We start from the raw sequence: 18315 nt of genomic DNA on the forward strand, positions 1-18315 counted from the left end.
AATCACCACTGTGAACTGAATTTGATTATTTCTAAATAAGCAGGCAATGCCTTTGGCTTGATCGGGTTTTATGAATTAAGATGAGGGGCTGATCAATATCGATATTTGCCAGTGTTTCAGTACTTTAGCAAATACTATTGAATCGGCTCAATGATAGTTTGAGTTTTTGCCGGATCGAGCTTGCTCGCGAAGCGGTGCACGAACAACCGGGCACACGTTGCGGGTGAGCCAGCTCCCGCGACCCAAACTTTTTAAAGGCCGGTTTAATAAGCAGATGCCCGAAATGATTTGCCCCGCTTTTTATAAGAGAAATACTCTGTGTCCCATCATCGCTTGAATCAGCAGCTTGAGGAATCCGGATATTCATTTGCCCGTATCCGAACGGTACTGGTGTTTTTATCGCTGTCTATTTGCGTTGTCACACTAGCCATTCTTGGACATTCGATCTGGCGTAGTTATCAGGAGGCCTTGTCCAAGGCCGAGCAGGAAATGCAGCTGCTGTCGCGAACGATGGAAGAGCATATCGGGCGTTCGATGGAAGGAACCTTGTCGGCCTTAAGCAAGGCGGCTCACGACGAAATTTTCTCGACCTGCTTGCTGGCGCGTGACCCGGCCTGTTTGCACGCTTATTTGCAGCGTACCGTCGAGAAATATCCGCAACTCAATTCGCTGGCGCTGGCCTATCCGGAAGGTGATCTGGCTGCGTCGAGCATCATGCATCCGGTCGAATTGCGCAATTTGGCCAGCGTGCAGTATTTCCGCGCCATTCGCACCCGAGTCCAGCAAGCGTATTACATCGGCGAGCAGCAAAGCGATCCGACCGGACAAATGGAAATGATCCCGTTTGCGATTGGTGTTCCAGACCCGCAAACGCAGACCCGTTCGGTACTGATCGCTGGCGTGGCGCCCGATTTTTACCAGCAGTTTTATGACTCGATCAATTTGAATCGTGCGCTGGTGATTCGATTATTTCGCGATGACGGGATTTCACTGTTGCGTTTTCCGCGAGCGAACGAAGAAATCGGTCGCGATATTTCACAACGCAGCTTTTTTGATCAGGTATTTCGCGATGCGCCCAGCGGCATTTTTTATGAAACCAGCAAAATCGATCAGGTCACTCGGATTTATGGCTGGCGGCGGGTTCAGGGCTGGCCGTTGGGCGTTTCGGTGGGGATAGACCGGGAGCTGGTGCTGGCGCAATGGCGGCAGGATTCACTGGTGAATGCGGCCATTACGCTGATGTTGTTGCTGTCGGGTGCCGGTTTGCTGATTTATGTCTTGCGCCAGCTACGGCGACTGGAGCGAACCGAAGACACGCTGTTTCTGACCAAAGTCGCCGTGGAAAACGGCGCGGATATGGCGATCTGGCTCGATCCGCAAGGGCATATTCGCTATGTGAATGCGACAACCAGCCGCCGCTTGGGGTATCCCGAATCCGAGCTGATGAATATGCGCTTCAGAAACATCCATCCTGAATTCAAGGCCGACGGCTGGCCAAAATTCTGGCAAAAATTGCGTCAGCACCGCCACCTGTTTGACGAAATCAATCTGCGTACCCGGACTGGCGAAGAATTTCCCTGTGAAATGCATTCCAACTACATTCTGTTTCAGGGGCAGGAGTATAACTGTGCTGTGGTGCGCGATATTTCCGAGCGGCGGATGGCCGAAGAGGCCATCGGAAAATCCGAGCAGCAATTGCGTCTGGCGTTGGAGGCTTCCAATACGGGTTTGTTTGATATGCCGCTCGATGGTCGCCGCACCGCGGTAACCAGCCCGGAATACGACAAATTATTGGGTTATCAATCGGGTGAGCTGATTGAAACTTTCGATAAATGGAAAGAGCAATTGCATCCGACCGACCGGGAGCAGGCCGTTTCGGCTTATCGGGATTATTACGTCGGTAATTCAGCACATTTCACTGTCGATTTTCGCCGCCGTACCAAACTGGGTGAATTTCGCTGGTTTCAGACACGTGGCAAATTTGTCGATTTCGATTCGCGCGGCAAACCAAGTCGTCTGATCGGCACGATGACCGATATTACCGAGCGCAAGGAAGCGCAAGACCGGATTACCGAGCTGGCCAACTTTGATACGGTGACCGGGCTGGCCAACCGCAATCTACTGCGTGACGAATTGCGCCTGGCACTGGCCTCGGCCGAGCGTTACAAGCGCAAACTGGCGGTACTGTTTCTTGATCTGGATCGTTTCAAAACCATTAATGATTCACTTGGTCATGCCGCTGGCGATATGGTCTTGGCGCAGGTGGCTGCCCGCCTGCGCAGTATTGTCGGCAAGCAGGATATTCTGTCGCGGCTGGGGGGGGATGAATTTGTGCTGGTACTGGCCGACTTGCCCAATGCGCTGGTCGCTGGGGATGTGGCCGAGCGGATTTTGGCGTCATTTGCTGAGTCATTTGTGCTCGAAGCGGGGAATTTTGCCACTTCAACGTCAATTGGCATCAGCGTTTATCCTGACGACGGGCAGGATGCTGACGAGCTGATCAAAAACGCCGATGTGGCGATGTATCAGGCCAAGAGCAACGGGCGCAATAATTATCAGTACTTTACCGCTGACATGAATGCGCGAGCTTCCGAGCGCCTGACGCTGGAAACCAGCATGCGCGATGCGCTGGATCGCAATGAGTTCGAAGTCTACTTCCAGCCGCAAGTCAGTCTGGAAACCGGCAAAATTATTGGTGCCGAAGCACTGGTGCGCTGGAATCACCCGACCCAGGGCTTGATTCCTCCGGTGAAGTTTATCCCGATTGCCGAAGAGTCCCGGATGATTGTGCCATTGGGAAACTGGGTGCTGCGTCGTTCATGCGAGCTGGCCGCGCAATGGCAGCGTGAAGGCTTGCCACCGATCACGATTGCGGTGAATCTGTCTCCCTTGCAGCTGCATCAATCCAACTTGCTTGATTTGATCCAGAGCGCGCTCGATAGCGCAGGTCTGGCGGCCAAATTCCTCGAGCTGGAAGTGACCGAGTCGGTCGTGATGCAGGAAGTCGAGCATGTGATGGCGATGCTGCACGGCATCAAGCAATTGGGCGTCAAACTTTCGCTTGATGATTTTGGTACCGGCTATTCCAGTTTGTCGTACTTGAAACGCTTTGCTTTTGACAAGCTCAAGGTTGATCAGAGTTTTGTTCGTGATATCAGTTTTGATGCCAATGATGCTGCGATTGTGCTGGCAATTATCGGCTTGGGCAAAACGCTGGGTATGTCGGTGCTGGCAGAAGGCGTTGAAACCGAATTGCAGCTCGAATTCTTGCGGCGGGCACAGACCGATTCGATTCAGGGCTTCTTGTTTAGCAAGGCCGTCCCCGCCGAGCCATTCAGGCAGTTGCTGGTCGAGCAAAAACAACTGTCTTTGCGCCCGGCGGCCATCATATCGCAGTGATCTGCGCGGCAAAGCCCCTGATAGCGCTTAGTGCCCAGTGTTAAGGAGCTGTGCGACCGGTTCTGCGACTGAACTATTTACTCGTCATCGGCCTTGAGCTGCTCGACCAGATCGATATAACCTTGCATGGCCGCTTCCCGGCTTTGCCCTGCCATTTTGCGCCAGGCATCGAATTTGGCCTGAGCAACAAATTGCAGGGTTGAAGGCCGCTCACTCTGAATATCACCTTCGGTTGCCTGTTTGTAAAAGGCATACAGCTGCAATTTGCTGGCGATGTCGGGTGCTTCGTTGAGCTTGACTACTTCCTGCTGCGCTTGTTCAAAACGCTGGTTCAGATCGGGCATGATGTTCTCCATCGAGGCGGGCTGTTTACAGTCTAGCAGCCTGCTCAAATCTGATGGCGAATAGGCTGCATCTGCACTGCTGAAACGGGTAAAATAGCGTAACGCTGAGCGGGGGGACGGGCGATGCAGATTCCACATTTGACGGCTTACCTGAACGGCCGGTTTGCGCCGCTGGACGAATTACAGATTTCGGTGCTGGATCGCGGCTTTCTGTTTGGCGACGGGGTGTATGAAATGATCCCGGTGTATTCGCGTTGCGCTTTCCGGCTTGACGAGCACCTAGCGCGACTGGGGCGCAGTCTGGCTGAAATCGGGATGGACAATCCGCACGATCTGGCGACATGGCGGCAAATTGTGCTTGATCTGGTGGCGAGGCAGGACTTCTGCGATCCGTCTTCCGATCTGTCGGTCTATATCCAGGTCACACGTGGCGTGGCTTATCCGCGCAATCACGCTTTTCCTGCTGCCGGAACGATCCCGACGGTTTTTGCCTTTACCGACCCGCTGGAGGTGCCGCCAGCCGGGTTGTTTACGCAGGGCGTGGCTGCGGTGACGACCCGCGATTTGCGCTGGCAGCGCTGCGATATCAAGGCGATTTCGCTGCTGGCCAATGTACTGGCCAAGCAGCAGGCGGTCGAGGCGGGCGTCGCCGAGACGATTTTGTTGCGCGACGGCGGACACGGGGAAGAAAACCTGATGATCGAAGGCGCGGCGAGCAATATTTTCATCGTCAAAGACGGCGTGATTTTTGCACCGGCGGCTAGTGAACTGATGCTGGCCGGGATCACTTACGAGCTGATTATCGAGCTGGCGCAGGCTCATGATTTGCCGCTCAAGCTCGGTGAGGTTAGCGAGGCGATGTTGCGCGATGCCGACGAGGTCTGGCTGACTTCGTCGTCGAAAGAAATTTTAGCCATTGTTGTTCTGGACGAACGGCCAGTGGGAAATGGCAAACCCGGCCCCATCTACCAGCAAATGCTGTCGTTTTATCAAACATACAAAGCCACGGTGATGCGCCGTGGCGAGGAATAAATATGGGCTTTACCGAAATTCCCAGCCAGAAGCTGGAAGACCTTGTGACTTTCCCGGTGCTGATCCCCGTCAAGGCGGTCAGCCAGAAAAACATCGACGAAGCCGAGTTCCGTGCTGCCGTGTATGCGGTGACGCGCGAACATGTGACGACGTTTCTGGAAGAACACATCAGTATCCGTGTCTCTAGCGCCGGCAGTTACTACTCGGCGACGCTGATGATCACGTTCGAGCACGTCGATCAGGTGTACGCGGTCGACGCTGCGCTGCGCGCCCATCCTCTGGTTTTGCGTGTGTTGTAATGCTGGCTGACGTAGATACCTCGCCATGTATTGCTTCGCAACTCAATACTAATATCAATTGTATTGATATACCCCTTGAGCCATTTCCGCATGTATTGAGAGTTCGGCAACTGGGCATGGTCGATTACGAGCCGACCTGGCTGGCGATGCAGCGTTTTACCGCCGAGCGCGATGCCGACACGGTCGATGAGTTGTGGCTGCTCGAACACCCGCCGGTTTTTACGCAAGGGCAGGCGGGTAAGGCCGAGCATATTCTCGCCATGTCGGATATTCCGGTGGTGCAGATCGATAGAGGCGGGCAGGTGACGTATCACGGACCGGGCCAGCTGGTCGCTTATTTGCTGCTCGATTTGCGCCGCTACAAAATGGGCGTGCGCGATCTGGTTCGCAAGCTGGAAAACAGTGTGATTGGCATTTTGGCCGATCATGGCATCAGCGCTTACGGCAAAGTCGACGCGCCCGGTGTCTACGTCAAAGATGACTATGCCGAATCAAAAATCGCCAGCCTCGGCCTGCGGATTCGCAATGGCTGCTGTTATCACGGTCTGGCGCTCAATGTGTCGATGGATCTGGCGCCTTTTAATCTGATCAACCCTTGTGGTTATCAGGGTTTGCAAGTGACGCGAATGGCCGATTTCGGGATTAGCGAGACACCCGCGACTTTAGCCGTTAAAATGGCGCACAAAATTGCCCACCAAATCAAAACTTTAACCGTTTAGTTTGTACGGTTATCGGGAAAAAAATGACTGAAGAAATCAAAACACCGGCAAAGCCAGGCAAAGAAGTTGGCGTCAAACTCAAAGGCGAAGCCAAAACCGCGCGGATTCCAATCAAAATAGTGCAGCTTGAAACCAAGCTGAAAAAGCCCGAATGGATTCGCGTTCAGGCCGCCAGCCACAATAGCCGCTTCTATGAAATCAAGGAAATCCTGCGCGAGCAGAAGCTGCATACCGTTTGTGAAGAAGCGTCGTGCCCGAATATCGGCGAATGTTTCGGCAAGGGAACGGCGACGTTCATGATCATGGGCGACATCTGTACGCGCCGTTGTCCGTTCTGCGACGTTGGCCATGGCCGCCCCAATCCGCTCGATGAAAACGAGCCGCGCCATCTGGGCGAAACCATTGCCGCGCTGAAACTCAAATATGTCGTGATTACGTCGGTCGATCGCGACGATTTGCGCGACGGCGGTGCGGCGCACTTTGTTGAATGTATCCAGAAAACGCGCGAACTCAGTCCTGAAACGCAAATCGAAGTGCTGGTGCCCGACTTCCGTGGCCGCATGGACATTGCGCTCGATATTTTCCAGCAGGCCTTGCCTGACGTAATGAATCACAATCTGGAAACCGCGCCACGCCTGTACAAACAGGCGCGTCCCGGCTCGGATTACCAGCATTCGCTCGATCTCTTGAAAGAATTCAAGCGCCTGTATCCGCATGTGAATACCAAGTCCGGCATCATGGTCGGCCTTGGCGAAACTGACGAAGAAGTCTACCAAGTGATGGAAGACATGCGCGCGCACGACATCGACATGATTACCATTGGCCAGTATCTGCAGCCATCGAACGGTCATTTGCCCGTATTGCGCTATGTGCATCCGGATCAGTTCAAAGCGTTCGAAAAACGCGCCTACGAGCTGGGCTTCAAGCATGCTGCAGTCGGTGCAATGGTTAGGTCTAGCTATCATGCAGATCAGCAGGCGCATAACGCAGGCGTTTGATGTGTGACCATAGCTAAGTAAATGAGACTATCGCGAAGTAAATGAGATTTTGCATAAGTTGAAAGAGCGAAAATCACCCCTCAAATACCTCTGTAGGCCACGTCATTGTTAGACTTTAGCCTCCCCGATCTCACCCCATCTAAAGACGCCTGGCGGCTGGATTGGCTCGGGGAGGTGTCATACACCAAAACATCTTCCAGATGGTCGCAATCAAGCGTCCAAGTCGCGATTTCTCCCCTAAATCATCCTTATGAAGAGCTGACCAAGGCTGGCGAAAAGCCCTATGGCAATTACACTCTTCAACGAAAAGTGTGGTTGCCGGTTGGCGTTTTACGGACACTCAAAGTTGGAACGGTCTGGCAGGATGGCATGTGCATCCATGATCCTGACTATGATCTCGAAGTTTTCCAAAACATCGCGATTAGTCCGGAGTCCACCACGTATGTGAAGTCCGGGGCCTCTGTTGATGGGCATTATTTGCTCCCCTGGGGAGAGCATCGTGGGCATCAGCAGCACACTCACTCAAATGGTATATGCATTGCTTTGCCTGATGGTAGGCAGATATTTGTCCCATGCTTGGAACTCATACGTTTTTATTTCGGTTCTAGCGGGTCGTTGATCAGTCGTCTTTTTTCAGGAGCATTGAAGAAAGAAAGCCTTTGGCAGGAACTGAAATTCAACGACCAGACGCGCCATCTACACCTAAAGCTGGCAGAAAAGTTACCGGGACCGGCTGCCGCCGACATTGGTCGTATCGCTTTGAGTCAGACCGCTTGGCGCGCCGCCGCTCATGTTTACCAATCGTGTGCGCAAAGTGTAATTGAGCATCGCGAAGCCAACCCGTTTACGATTTTTCCATTTATCGGCAAAACGACATTGCAAGCCAATGGGGCATGGATATCGTTTAAAGGCGTCGAGAAATCGACCTTTGTCGTGTTTTCTCTTCAGTCCTGTTCTTACCCATTTCCATTTCGTTCATTGTCCTATGAGCTGGAGCAGTCTGCTGCAAATACCCATGGACGAATACCGGGCGGGGATAACAAAAAGAACCAACCGGTAAAGATTAATCGTGACACCAAAGAGCAGGCCAGACTGGTTGATGGTGATCCGGATAAAAACAAGAATATTCAGGCTCGCTGGATGAAAGACAAAGCGAAATTCCCAGATTTAAAGAAAAAGCCTGTCTGGCTGGACAAGGTGCAATATTCGGACAGCCCAGATGTGTATATCCATCATGAAGATGGTAAGTTTGAACAGGTTGCCAGTGGTGAGGCGGTCGGTCATGGTGGCCGTGCCATTGATCTCGTTTTTTCTGCTGATTGTATATTGGGTCAAACTTCAGATGAAAAACTGCCTCGGTTCGTAGAGCGCGGACTGACTGAGCTTCTGAAGCAAAGTCTGGCTCGTAATGAATCCGCTATGGTTGATTTGATAATACACCCTGCTATTGGTAAAAAAGTATTTGCTTTGCCCAAAGTCATTGATGATGATGGCGTGATCGATGACATTACGCAAATAGCCATGCCAAATGGATATCATCGGCAGCGGCAAAGTTGTTTTGCACAAGTGATGACAAATAGAAAGGTAGTGGCGACTTTCTGGATTGTAGAAAGTCGCGCGAATTATTCAGCCTCAGAATTGATTGAGATATTCGATTTCAAGAAAACAACGTTGATGGATCTTATTGGTAATCTTGTTGGTAAAAAAGCAAATAAGATGCTTTAAAGGTGTTTTGTAAATGGTTTGTTTTATACCCCGACTGTACATGGGGTCTCATGCTCAGGATTCCAAGAAAAAAACTGAGCATGTAGATATTTTTTGATTAGTAATTAGTCAAATTTTAAAGGGTAGATATAACAATCATCCATTGGCTCTGAATAAGCGGATTCATTATAGCTGCCCATCTGGGCGTAACAAATCTGTACGTTAGGGTTGGATATTGCCGCAAGCCCCGCACCTATAGTGGATAGTTTGTTGTTTAAAGGTGCAATTACTGTGTTGTAATCGGCCTTGCTATTTATTATAGAAATAATTTCATTTTTTGCTTTGTATGGGTCAAGTAATGAATGTTCAAAAACGTTGATTTTATCCTGAGAATAGTAAGCAACTAATTTTTCTGTGAACGCTGCATTCATCGCTTGTAGTTCGTCTGATATTGATTGCCCCTTGGCCCCATATCCGATTGAAATGAAATCTGGCTCTAATGTGTCGATTATTTCTTTGGCTCGCTCGTGTTCAAACCCAGATAGTAAAATTAAATGAAGCGGTTTGTTAGATTCAATATCGCCCATGTAACCTAGGACAGATCTAACTTGCAATACAGCATCGCTTAGGGAGCTTGAAACTTTTGCAGCTCTATAAAAAATAAATATTTCATTGAAAATTGATTTATTTATTTCTAGGTATTTTAGGGCTATTAATAAGCTTTCTCTTGTGAAAGTTGATGTGTCAATTACTAAATTTGGCGGGGATTTTAAGGTCTTTATTGGAGAGAAGAAGTCAATAATTGAATCAGCAATTGTGGTGGGGTGGGATGCGTCTAGTTTAAATAGTTGACTTGAATATTTCTCTGTGTAAAGAGTGATATTTGCTCTGCTGCCCTCCTCGAATTGGTCGAAATAAAAAACCCCGAGATTTTCTATGCGGTCAGGTGTGATGTTTTCGTATGCAGATAAACAACGATTCTCATAGCTGGCGCAAACCATGTAATAGTCAATTTTTTCTGGAAGTTGCTCTGTAATTTTTAACTGCACATTAGTTTGGCGCATTTTATTCCCCGAAATTAAATGATTCTTGGGTTGTTGTTCTTGAATCTTTGTCTGCTTCTTCCTTTAGCCGTTCTACTACAAATGCCCTTGGGTTTTCAATTGCTAAAGCCAAATGATCTGGTGTTACCGACATGTGGTGTGCATATCCAGATGGATCTAATTTGAAATATGGTGCTAGTCTGCGATTTAATGAATATAGCGTGTTTCTTCCAAATCCTTCTTTTCTGCCTATACTTTTAACATTCAAGTAGCCCCATTCTACAGCTAGATCTAATACTTCTTGAACGTTGCTTGAGGGGGCGGCTGTTACCATGAATGAAATGTACTGTCGTTCTGAGTCTGATGACACTAATTTCTTTTGAAAACATTCACCAAATGCATTTATTAGCCGTTTTACTTGTTCGACTTTATTGAGGTTTGAAGATGTTTCTGATGTTTCATCTTTCTTGAGATGGTCAAATTCCTCTAGTACATATTCTTCAGACCATTTTTTTAATATATTATCCTGAACTGTATATGGGATGTTTTTAATAACAGACCCATCATGCGTAGACATCATTTCAGAATACATTCGTGCTGCAGGTTCTAAAAAGAACCTAATCATCCCTGAGGATATATCAACCATTGACCTAAAGCCTGCATAGCTATACAGATTAGTTTTTTTGTCTCTAGCTAAGGCCTTTAAATATTCAGATACGGCATACCGTCGAATATCATCAGCCTTCCTTGAAGAAATTCGTATGCCTTCATCCCATTTTTTTCCAATCTCAGCTTTAATATTTTCTAGCCCAAGGTCTTGTGTTGAATTTGTAGGGAAGAATTCTGTTGGTGTAATTCCACTTAATCCAGCAACTTCAAGGCGGCGAGTTACAATCTCTTCAATTCGATCGTAATAGTGGCTGAATTGTTTTGATGTATAAACTGAACTAATATCGATGTCAGAAAAGTCGTGTGAATTTTCAATCAACATACCTTGGGTTGTTCTCCAAGTTTTATATTTTTTTTGCGTTGATATTTTTAAGCACAAATCGTTGGTTGACCGGTATGAAACCCAACCATTGATAATTTTTTGCATTCGAATTGGAAGGTTGTCTGCATCATCTATCATTAGGTAGATTGGACCATTTGGAGTGAAGTCCAGAGACTTTATTAGGCGAATGTAAGGCAAGAAAAAATCTTCATAGCCAAAAATCGATCCTTCATATGGAATTAAGTTTTTCTCAAAGGTTAGTTTGTTGATGTATTTCTTTGAGGTTATACGTTCCCTTGTGAAAAAATTGTTGAGCTGACCCAGTTTTTCAATTCCAGATGATTTTTGCTCTATGATGATAGGGTCGTGTCCAATGTCTTTAATTAATTGATTTACTTTTATTAAAAAAGAAGATATGGCTTCCTCGTTGGATGATGCGGAATCTACTGCCAGCATTTGCAATGAGTTTGTAATTTGTAACGCAGCATTAAGGATTAAGAAGTGTTCTGATAATAGCCAATAGGGTGCCCCATCCAATCGTTCTAGCTCAGTAAGGCAGTAATTTGGTGTTTTTATGGGCATATGCACAGCATAATAATTGAGCTCAGGAACCGATTGCACTTTCCTTGCTGCAATTTGTACGCTAGGTTCGAGGTATCTGAGCATCATACTTTTGCCCGTACCCCGGGAGCCATGAATAAATGTATGTTCAGCATACAAAATTCTTGGGAAGTCAGAAAAAACATCAATAAATAAACTAGCGATGTCCTGCGGGCTTAAAGTTTCTGGTGTTTTTACTGAAAATGGATTCATGACTTTGCCTCGTTAAATTTGGTGAGGATCTCTAGTGCAGCATCGCCGCACCAATCAGGGTATGCTGATTTGAACGTGAAGCTGTCTGCAGGATAGCCCGATTCTTTTAATTCGAATCTTTTGTCGCATGCGATCTCACCAATTGAGCCATCAGTTTGTGAGTAAATGATAATATTTGCTCTAATTTGATTTATATGTACAGCTTCAATCATATGGGATTTGCAGTAAATCATCTCGCAAAACATTTTTTCTAGGCGAGAATTTATTTCGTCGATCAGATAACAATCTGAGTGCCCGCCTTCTCCATTGTCTTTTCCGTATTGATTTAATATGTCTTTCTCTAGTATTTCATACTTAATGTTAACCCATTTGCTTCGCAAATCAATGTCGACGCTAGAAATCGAGTTTGCGTAGTGATGAAATATTTCACTTTTCTTTGGAAGTGTTCCGGCCGATAGTAAATATCTAGCTGCTCGACTGCGGTCTTCGCAAATTTCATCTGCAAATCGAACGAGTGATGCAATTAGTTTTGGACGATATTTCTTGCCAGCATAAGTGTCTTCTTCTTTTAAATTTGATAGAGTATCCTTGGATGTATTTCCATGAATGTCTGTTGTTTTTCCTCCATGAGCTTGTGCAATGTCAGCAATTGGTTTTGCCTCAAACTGATCTGGGCATAATCCAGCACCCATTTGGGTAAAGATCTTTAAAGGGTGCTTTTCATGCCCTCTGCGCCCATTTATATTGCCGGCGTCATGTAAGAGTATTGATACTAGTGTAATATAAACTTCATATGGGTTGAGGCTTATTGCGGCTGTTATAGCATTTTCTCGTTCGTCTGGGATGCCTAGTAATTTCCCTGTAATTCTAATTACAGCATTGAAATGGTCAATGCTATGATCAGTGTAGATTCCCCCATCCTCAGCAGATGTACCCGCAGCAATATATGGGTAAATACTGTTGGCTAAATGGTCTTTAATTAACCAATATCTATCAAAGTAATCGCTCTTTCCATGTGGGAAAAATTGCATTTTTTTTTGGTTTTCTTGTAGCCAGGTTTCTAAAGGCTCCATGCATTCTTTGCTGATGTTCACACAATATCCTCTATGCTTGAGATAATAGCGATTCAAAAATCGCTTTTGCCAAAAAAGGGGGAACAGCATTTCCTACTTGTTGCTGTTGAAATCCTATTGATCCCTTAAAAATAAAGTCGTCAGGGAATGATTGAAGTCGAGCGGCTTCTCTAATAGATAATCCCCTGTCCTGACTGGGATGTATCAGCATGTTCTTTCTGAAGTTGCCAATAACTACAGATGCATCATTGGCACACAGTCGACGATAAATTCCTGTATGACACCTAGATTTGTCTTTGTAATTATTCATTAGATGCTCAGGGATATTCTCCCAATTGCCGCCTTGCGGTATGTGTTTGTATCGTTCAATAATAATGCTGTTGTTTCTTGTAACTAAATTATTGCTGCAGTCGTTGAGATTTTTTCTTAATTTAGATGTGTAACTGTTGGTTGTTTCTTTTGCATATGGAAGAGTGCAAATTGAAGCTCCATTTTCTAATTTCGGGAGATCATCAAAAGCCATTGCTACAGTTACTATCGTACTTGGATTAGGTTTTGGAAAGTTATATTTAATGCCGTGTAAGGAGCCGACAATGAAAAAGCGGGCACGTTTTTGCGGGATCCCATAATGGTGAGCATGCAATAAGTCTGCGCTTACTGTGTAACCTAGACTTTCAAATTCATTGATAATTTGTTCTGCAAATATGCCCCCTTCAGTTTCTAAAATGCCGCGTACATTTTCAAAAACAAGCCAATCTGGTTGATATAGTTTGACGACGCGAACAAATTCTTTAAAGAGCCAATTATTATCATTTAATGCGGAACGAGTTCTTTGGTTGGAGGTTGAAAACCCTTGGCATGGTGGCCCCCCAAAAACAACTAGGCCATTTGACCTGTTAACAAAGGGAGTTTGAGGTTGAAACTTACGTATGTCATCAATAAAAATCCCATACTTTGGCTTGTGATTGTGTAGGTATGTAGCGGCAGCATATTTGTCAGCTTCTACAACTAACTGTACATCAACTCCCGCCATCCTTGCCCCGAGTGACATGCCTCCTGCCCCAGAGAATAAATCTATCCCGATCATGCAAATCTTCCGTTAATCATATACACGCAGCGTATACAAGCTATGATTGATGTCAATATTTTTTTTCGGAGGATTGTAGTATTCATGCGCTTTATGGCTATTCTGCAGGTTGTTGAAAATGATGCGAATTGGTAAGTGTAGAAAACTATAAAGTGTACATTTTACTTCAGATGTGTACTGCGCTATCGTTGATCTGCTCGCCAATCCGAAAATTTATTAACTATTGCTGAGTACCATGGGGGAGGATCAAAGAAATCTTTTTCCAAGTGGTTGTAACGGATCGCTTTCGCGCGCCAAGCTGCAGTGAGCCGGAGTTCTGGAGCTGTCATGATCCAAGCTGCTAACTGTAGCAAATGCCAACGTTCATTGATCGGCCGTAATATAAAAGGTATCTTGGGATTCGTAAGTGGAATGCTTTTGATTCTGAGCTCTGTCGCCACATGCTGGCGTAGCGAGGTGGATCTATAGCGACTTGTCATCAGCTTGCACAACTGGTGCATTACCCCTAAAAATCCGATATCTATGCTGGTTCCATTGTATTTGGCAGGGGCATCAAGTGACTCGATAGCTTGGCGCAATACTTGATAAGCCGTTCGATCATAAGGCTCAGGTGCTGTTGGGGTTGTCTCGCGAAAATCGAACCCGCATTTGAAGCAAGTGCTTAGCGGCCCGACATCAACCACGTCTGGTCGACCGAGTTCTAGGCGATGAAAAATCACAGGAGCTTCACAGCGTGGACAGCGATCATGATGCATGCAATTGTGCTTCGGGCAAAAAACATTAAAGCCGACCCGCCACCGGCGGCGGTAATAGGGCTCAGTATCTTGGGCAAGGCATGCGGGACAAAATTGCAAACCAAAACCATTTCGTGTGCGATGGTACAGTTTCAACGGCAATATCCAGCGCAATAATCCAGACGAATGAAAATGTGGATAAAGGACGTGCTCATATCCGCGTAGCGTTGTTGCCCGCCCGGCTTCAATGCTTAAACCTATATGCGAACAAATTTCAGTAATCAGCCACTCCGGAGATAGGCGATCAATGTCTCGATTCCAGAGTGGCCGCTCTTTTCCGAACTTGAGGTGGCAAAACGTCTCGACTTTAAGTCCGTGGGCATGGGCTATTCGCACCAACCAGCAAGACAATAATTCATCCGCATACGGTTTGGGATGAATGAGCCATTGTGATTGGCTGGTGTCAGTCATGACTACATGCTGGCCGGATTTGCCTTCCGCATGGATGGCGGAACCCAGGGCAAGCTATCTAGCAATTTGCTCGTAATGCGCTCGTCGCCGTTTGTTATCGCATGCTCTGCCGCTAGCTTCAGCAAATCACAGGTGTCACCTAAAGTGCCTTCTGATAGCCACAGTATTTTTTGTGCCATTGCGGTGTCATACAAGTTGGACGCCAGCTTTAATGGCATGCGCTGCTCTAACGTCATTAAAATGCTGCCAAAAGTGGTATCAAGCCGCCATCGCGGCAAAGTTTCGGGAACAAAACGATTTGATAGCTGGGGATCGGTGTTGAACGCGTTGTAGGATTCTTCAATCCCTGCCGCTACGATTGAAATTTTGCATTCATTGCCGAGGCTTTTAATTGCATTCCGAAAGTCGCGCTGTTTACTGAGGCTACCGGCAATCAGATGATGAATTTCATCGATCAGCAGCACCTTTACTTGCAACGTTTCAAAGATATGTTTTACTTGGCGGCAGCGCTCGGCTGGCGTTGCTCGTGGTGGATAGGCGATGAACAGCTTGTCGAGAATCCGACCATAGAAATCGCTGACATCGGGGTGTGAGGGAGATTCAACCGTAACAACAGGTGCCACGGCAGCATCTCCATCGGGATTTAAATCAGGCAAGTGGCGATGCTGAAACTGTTCGAGAATTGAGCTCTTTCCGTTATTTGATGGGCCAACAATCAGCATGTTGGGCATCCGTGTAACCTCGGGATAATTTAAAAGCCGTTCCAGCTTATCAAGAATTTCAACTGCTCTTGGATAGGAAATCCAAGACCCAGATTGAACAGCAATGATTCGCTCTTGAGCGGAGCCGGTGATGAGCTCTTTGGCTTTTTTTCCCAGGTGTGAGTAATCGGGCTTTGTCAAAGCTATTCCTCATCGAATGATTTGATGGCCGAAGGATCGTAGCCTTCAATTTTCGGAGGCATAGCGCTTGGTGCGGCCTTCGCTACAGTTGGTAAACGCTTGGCCAGATCTTTCCGTGATTTGTCGTGCTCGATTCGTTTCTGCTGCGCGCGACGCGCAACTTTGGTTTTTTCAGCAGACTCATCTTCCAACTTGCGCTGGCGATTGATGAGATCGAAAAGCATGTGTTCATTAATATTCTTTCGGCCTTCTTTACGTAGCTGTGCTTTGGCATCGCGTAGCTCCCAGATGCTGGCTGCCGGCAGGCTGGTGTTGCGATAGGGAATGGCGTAGTAGCGCTTGCTGTTGGGATCAAAGAAATAGAGCTGGCTGATATCTCTCGGGTCACGCCGAAAACGAAAGAGTCTGGCGTGGCGATGATATTTGGGATCACGCGAATTGATCCATGGGCGTAAGACATCGTGGAAATAGTAAATGTCGTCCAGCACCACCCCATAATCTTGGACGGATCGCTCTTCAAACGGCAGAAAATCAAGTCGGATTTTTTCTTCATCGAGTCGACGAGCGGGTAGGCCACGTGGCAGTTGCCCATTGCCGCCCAGCAATCCGTCTTTCCACTTCTGTAGGGGCGTGCAGCCGATGCCGGTGTGAAGGCTGTTGTGGTAATGCGCAATCATCAGAACCAGCCATTTTTCCAGCTCGGATAGGGTCATTGTGGCTTTACTTTCGGCATCATATTCGCCTTTTTCATCCACTCCGGAAAACGTTGCGCCAGGTAGGTGCTTGAGGTTTTCGGAGATAGTGCCCATCAGTCGTTCGATATGCGCGCCATATTCGGGTTTTTTTACAGGGCGAAGATTGAGATCGATGTCGTATTCATGGCAAGCCACGCGCAACATTTCACCGCGAAACTCACGGGCGTTATCCATATGTAAGCAGCCCATGACCCCCCAGCAGGGCCAACTCACATCTACACCCAGATCATGCAGCCATTTTTCTTTTGGCAGAACAGCGTGGGATACACACATTCCGGCCGACATGGCTGATGGTGGGTCTAGCGTCAAATACATTCCCAAAATCATTCGACTGTAAACATCGATCATCAGTGTAATCCACGGTCGCTTGATCGATTTGCGAGATATATCGTGGACAATCATTATCGGCAAAAGTGTGTGATCCATCTGAGCCAGAGCTAGTGGCCACTCGGCATCTGGAATGGAGCCAAGATTCGGATCAAATTGCAGGCTGGCGACTCGTGCACCTTTGCGGCGGCTGATACGTTCGTGCTGAGTAATCCATTCAATACGTTTCCGGATGCTCGTCAGGTGCGGAGCCGGTAAATCAGCACTCCGACACAGGCGCTGAACTTCCTTGGCTGTTTTGGCTACGGAAGGCTGCTGTTCGGTCAGGTGATAGTTCTCAATCCGCTCCCGGATAATAACCTCGACTTCCTGCGGTAGTCGGCCTTTCCCACGACCGCCATTGCGTTTGGTCGCTAATAGGGACGAGAGCAGTCCTGTTTCCCTATAAGCTTTCAACCAGCGATAAAGCGTCGAACGGCTTACTCCGGATTCCTTGACGATTCGGTCTGCCGCATCTTTGGCGGATTCATATGGATTCAGCAGTGGTTCGATCAGTTTTTTTCTGCGCTCAGCTTCTTTCCACTCTTCATCAGATACTTCGGCGAGATCAACCGTGACGCTCAAAGTCCCGGTAATGGGCGCTTCATTTACCGGCTTAGGGGGCAAAATGGTGCTGATGTCGATGAGCACTTTTTCCTGCGTACCCACCGCCTTGGCCAAAACATGGGTCAGATCGGCCAGTGCCACGATCACGTATTCGCGATCATCGTGCACGAAGGTGTCGCCTTTGTTCAGAAATAGAATGCTTGTAGTCATGATGCGGCTTCTTGAGGAAGATACAGCATGCTTTGCATGGACAAAGGCTCATCCAGTACAGCGGCTAGTTGGCCTGTGACCAACATGAACCAGACCACCGGTGCCCAGTGCAAAATGTCGGAATCATCGCTGCCGAGTTGCTGTAGTAGGGCATCCACCGGGAGTTCGCCGTCGGCCAGTTGAAGCACCTCAATGACTCGTGCCACGTCTTGTTCGGCTGGCTGGATATTTCGGTATTCACGCAGAAACTTCAGGTTTTGCAGGTATGAACCCCGGATTTCGCGCTCTGTTGTTTTGGTGAAAACCCAATCGTGGTCTTGGGCGTATTGCTCTGCCTGCTCAAACTTGGCGGAGTATTTTTCGGCATTCCGTTCGAGATCCTGGCTGGGTTTAACTTCAGTGAGTTCTGCGGGCTTGTTGTGGTATTTGACCAGCACATCGGGGACATATTTCTTTGCGCTGCGCCCTTTGCCGCCCAAAGGAATCGTGACCGGTTGTTCTTCAAAGCTCTCAACGTCAGGGTCAAATTCAAGTAGTAGCATGTAATCGCGTTCGAGTAAGGACTCGAATGACTGCATCCGGTCATTCTTCTTGCTCGAGAATGCCCCGGTGACCGTGAGATAGTTTTTGGGGATACGACGTACTGGCATGATGCGCAAATACCTCGATCAAAGTTGACACAAACTTCCAGATCTAGTCTCATTGACTTAAAGCTAATAGTCTCATGCACTTATAGTGCAGAGTTCACAGAAACGCCAAAAAATCGCATTTACTTGCGATGGAGACATGATGATTTGAATGCGCCGGA

15 protein-coding genes are annotated in these 18315 nt (G+C 47.6%); 6 read left to right on the forward strand and 9 right to left on the reverse strand.

Translation table 11 applies throughout. The features are described 5' to 3' along the window. Positions 1 to 318: 318 nt before the first annotated feature. Positions 319 to 3399 (forward strand): EAL domain-containing protein, encoded by a 3081-nt coding sequence (locus tag ACG2XO_RS07440; protein WP_410500181.1) that lies wholly within the window; start codon positions 319 to 321, stop codon positions 3397 to 3399. Positions 3400 to 3476: 77 nt separating this feature from the next. On the opposite strand, the gene ACG2XO_RS07445 is transcribed toward ACG2XO_RS07440, so the two are convergent. Continuing rightward, positions 3477 to 3743 carry an acyl-CoA-binding protein gene (locus tag ACG2XO_RS07445; protein ID WP_410500182.1) on the reverse strand — a complete coding sequence of 89 codons (267 nt, stop codon included), beginning with the start codon at positions 3741 to 3743 and terminating at the stop codon, positions 3477 to 3479. Positions 3744 to 3866: 123 nt separating this feature from the next. Between ACG2XO_RS07445 and ACG2XO_RS07450 the strand changes: the two genes are divergently transcribed. From ACG2XO_RS07450 to ACG2XO_RS07470, 5 genes are all read left to right on the forward strand, one after another. Next, entirely contained in the window at positions 3867 to 4775 is a 909-nt protein-coding gene (locus ACG2XO_RS07450) for a D-amino acid aminotransferase (protein WP_410500183.1), read from the forward strand. A 2-nt stretch (positions 4776 to 4777) separates the two neighbouring features. Then, on the forward strand, positions 4778 to 5074 hold the full coding sequence (locus ACG2XO_RS07455) for a YbeD family protein (RefSeq protein ID WP_410500184.1): 297 nt from the start codon (positions 4778 to 4780) through the stop codon (positions 5072 to 5074). Positions 5075 to 5169: 95 nt separating this feature from the next. Further along, entirely contained in the window at positions 5170 to 5793 is a 624-nt protein-coding gene (gene lipB / locus ACG2XO_RS07460; protein WP_410500238.1) for a lipoyl(octanoyl) transferase LipB, read from the forward strand. 23 nt (positions 5794 to 5816) lie between these two features. After that, a complete protein-coding gene (gene lipA / locus ACG2XO_RS07465; protein ID WP_410500185.1) occupies positions 5817 to 6791 on the forward strand; it encodes a lipoyl synthase in 975 nt (324 codons plus the stop codon). Positions 6792 to 6896: 105 nt separating this feature from the next. After that, positions 6897 to 8516: a hypothetical protein gene (locus ACG2XO_RS07470; RefSeq protein ID WP_410500186.1), complete on the forward strand. Its 1620-nt coding sequence runs from the start codon at positions 6897 to 6899 to the stop codon at positions 8514 to 8516. Positions 8517 to 8620: 104 nt separating this feature from the next. Here the strand turns inward: ACG2XO_RS07470 and ACG2XO_RS07475 are convergent, their stop codons facing one another. From ACG2XO_RS07475 to ACG2XO_RS07510, 8 genes are all read right to left on the reverse strand, one after another. Beyond that, a complete protein-coding gene (locus ACG2XO_RS07475; RefSeq protein WP_410500187.1) occupies positions 8621 to 9559 on the reverse strand; it encodes a hypothetical protein in 939 nt (312 codons plus the stop codon). Position 9560: 1 nt separating this feature from the next. Continuing rightward, positions 9561 to 11342 (reverse strand): hypothetical protein, encoded by a 1782-nt coding sequence (locus tag ACG2XO_RS07480; RefSeq protein ID WP_410500188.1) that lies wholly within the window; start codon positions 11340 to 11342, stop codon positions 9561 to 9563. Then, positions 11339 to 12436, reverse strand: a complete 1098-nt coding sequence (locus ACG2XO_RS07485; protein ID WP_410500189.1) for a hypothetical protein — start codon at positions 12434 to 12436, stop codon at positions 11339 to 11341. Before ACG2XO_RS07485 ends, ACG2XO_RS07480 begins: the two co-directional genes overlap by 4 nt. Before the next feature lie 10 nt (positions 12437 to 12446). After that, positions 12447 to 13502, reverse strand: a complete 1056-nt coding sequence (locus ACG2XO_RS07490) for a DNA cytosine methyltransferase (RefSeq protein WP_410500190.1) — start codon at positions 13500 to 13502, stop codon at positions 12447 to 12449. 182 nt (positions 13503 to 13684) lie between these two features. After that, positions 13685 to 14707, reverse strand: coding sequence for a TniQ family protein (locus tag ACG2XO_RS07495; protein ID WP_410500191.1), 1023 nt, complete (start codon positions 14705 to 14707; stop codon positions 13685 to 13687). A gap of 2 nt (positions 14708 to 14709) precedes the next feature. Beyond that, entirely contained in the window at positions 14710 to 15609 is a 900-nt protein-coding gene (locus ACG2XO_RS07500) for a TniB family NTP-binding protein (protein ID WP_410500192.1), read from the reverse strand. Positions 15610 to 15611: 2 nt separating this feature from the next. Then, positions 15612 to 17507: a helix-turn-helix domain-containing protein gene (locus tag ACG2XO_RS07505; protein ID WP_410500193.1), complete on the reverse strand. Its 1896-nt coding sequence runs from the start codon at positions 17505 to 17507 to the stop codon at positions 15612 to 15614. Beyond that, a complete protein-coding gene (locus ACG2XO_RS07510) occupies positions 17504 to 18157 on the reverse strand; it encodes a TnsA endonuclease N-terminal domain-containing protein (RefSeq protein WP_410500194.1) in 654 nt (217 codons plus the stop codon). The genes ACG2XO_RS07505 and ACG2XO_RS07510 overlap by 4 nt, the downstream gene beginning before the upstream one ends. Positions 18158 to 18315: the final 158 nt, after the last annotated feature.

This window comes from Chitinibacter sp. S2-10, assembly GCF_046530675.1.
Classification (GTDB): domain Bacteria; phylum Pseudomonadota; class Gammaproteobacteria; order Burkholderiales; family Chitinibacteraceae; genus Chitinibacter.

Excerpts from the sequence above, each read along its gene's own strand:
- ACG2XO_RS07445 (WP_410500182.1), bottom strand. The coding sequence starts at position 3,743 with ATGCCCGATCTGAACCAGCGTTTTGAACAAGCGCAGCAGGAAGTAGTC.
- ACG2XO_RS07450 (WP_410500183.1), top strand. The coding sequence starts at position 3,867 with ATGCAGATTCCACATTTGACGGCTTACCTGAACGGCCGGTTTGCGCCG.
- ACG2XO_RS07455 (WP_410500184.1), top strand. The coding sequence starts at position 4,778 with ATGGGCTTTACCGAAATTCCCAGCCAGAAGCTGGAAGACCTTGTGACT.
- lipA (WP_410500185.1), top strand. The coding sequence starts at position 5,817 with ATGACTGAAGAAATCAAAACACCGGCAAAGCCAGGCAAAGAAGTTGGC.
- ACG2XO_RS07475 (WP_410500187.1), bottom strand. The coding sequence starts at position 9,559 with ATGCGCCAAACTAATGTGCAGTTAAAAATTACAGAGCAACTTCCAGAA.
- ACG2XO_RS07480 (WP_410500188.1), bottom strand. The coding sequence starts at position 11,342 with ATGAATCCATTTTCAGTAAAAACACCAGAAACTTTAAGCCCGCAGGAC.
- ACG2XO_RS07490 (WP_410500190.1), bottom strand. The coding sequence starts at position 13,502 with ATGATCGGGATAGATTTATTCTCTGGGGCAGGAGGCATGTCACTCGGG.
- ACG2XO_RS07495 (WP_410500191.1), bottom strand. The coding sequence starts at position 14,707 with ATGACTGACACCAGCCAATCACAATGGCTCATTCATCCCAAACCGTAT.
- ACG2XO_RS07505 (WP_410500193.1), bottom strand. The coding sequence starts at position 17,507 with ATGACTACAAGCATTCTATTTCTGAACAAAGGCGACACCTTCGTGCAC.
- ACG2XO_RS07510 (WP_410500194.1), bottom strand. The coding sequence starts at position 18,157 with ATGCCAGTACGTCGTATCCCCAAAAACTATCTCACGGTCACCGGGGCA.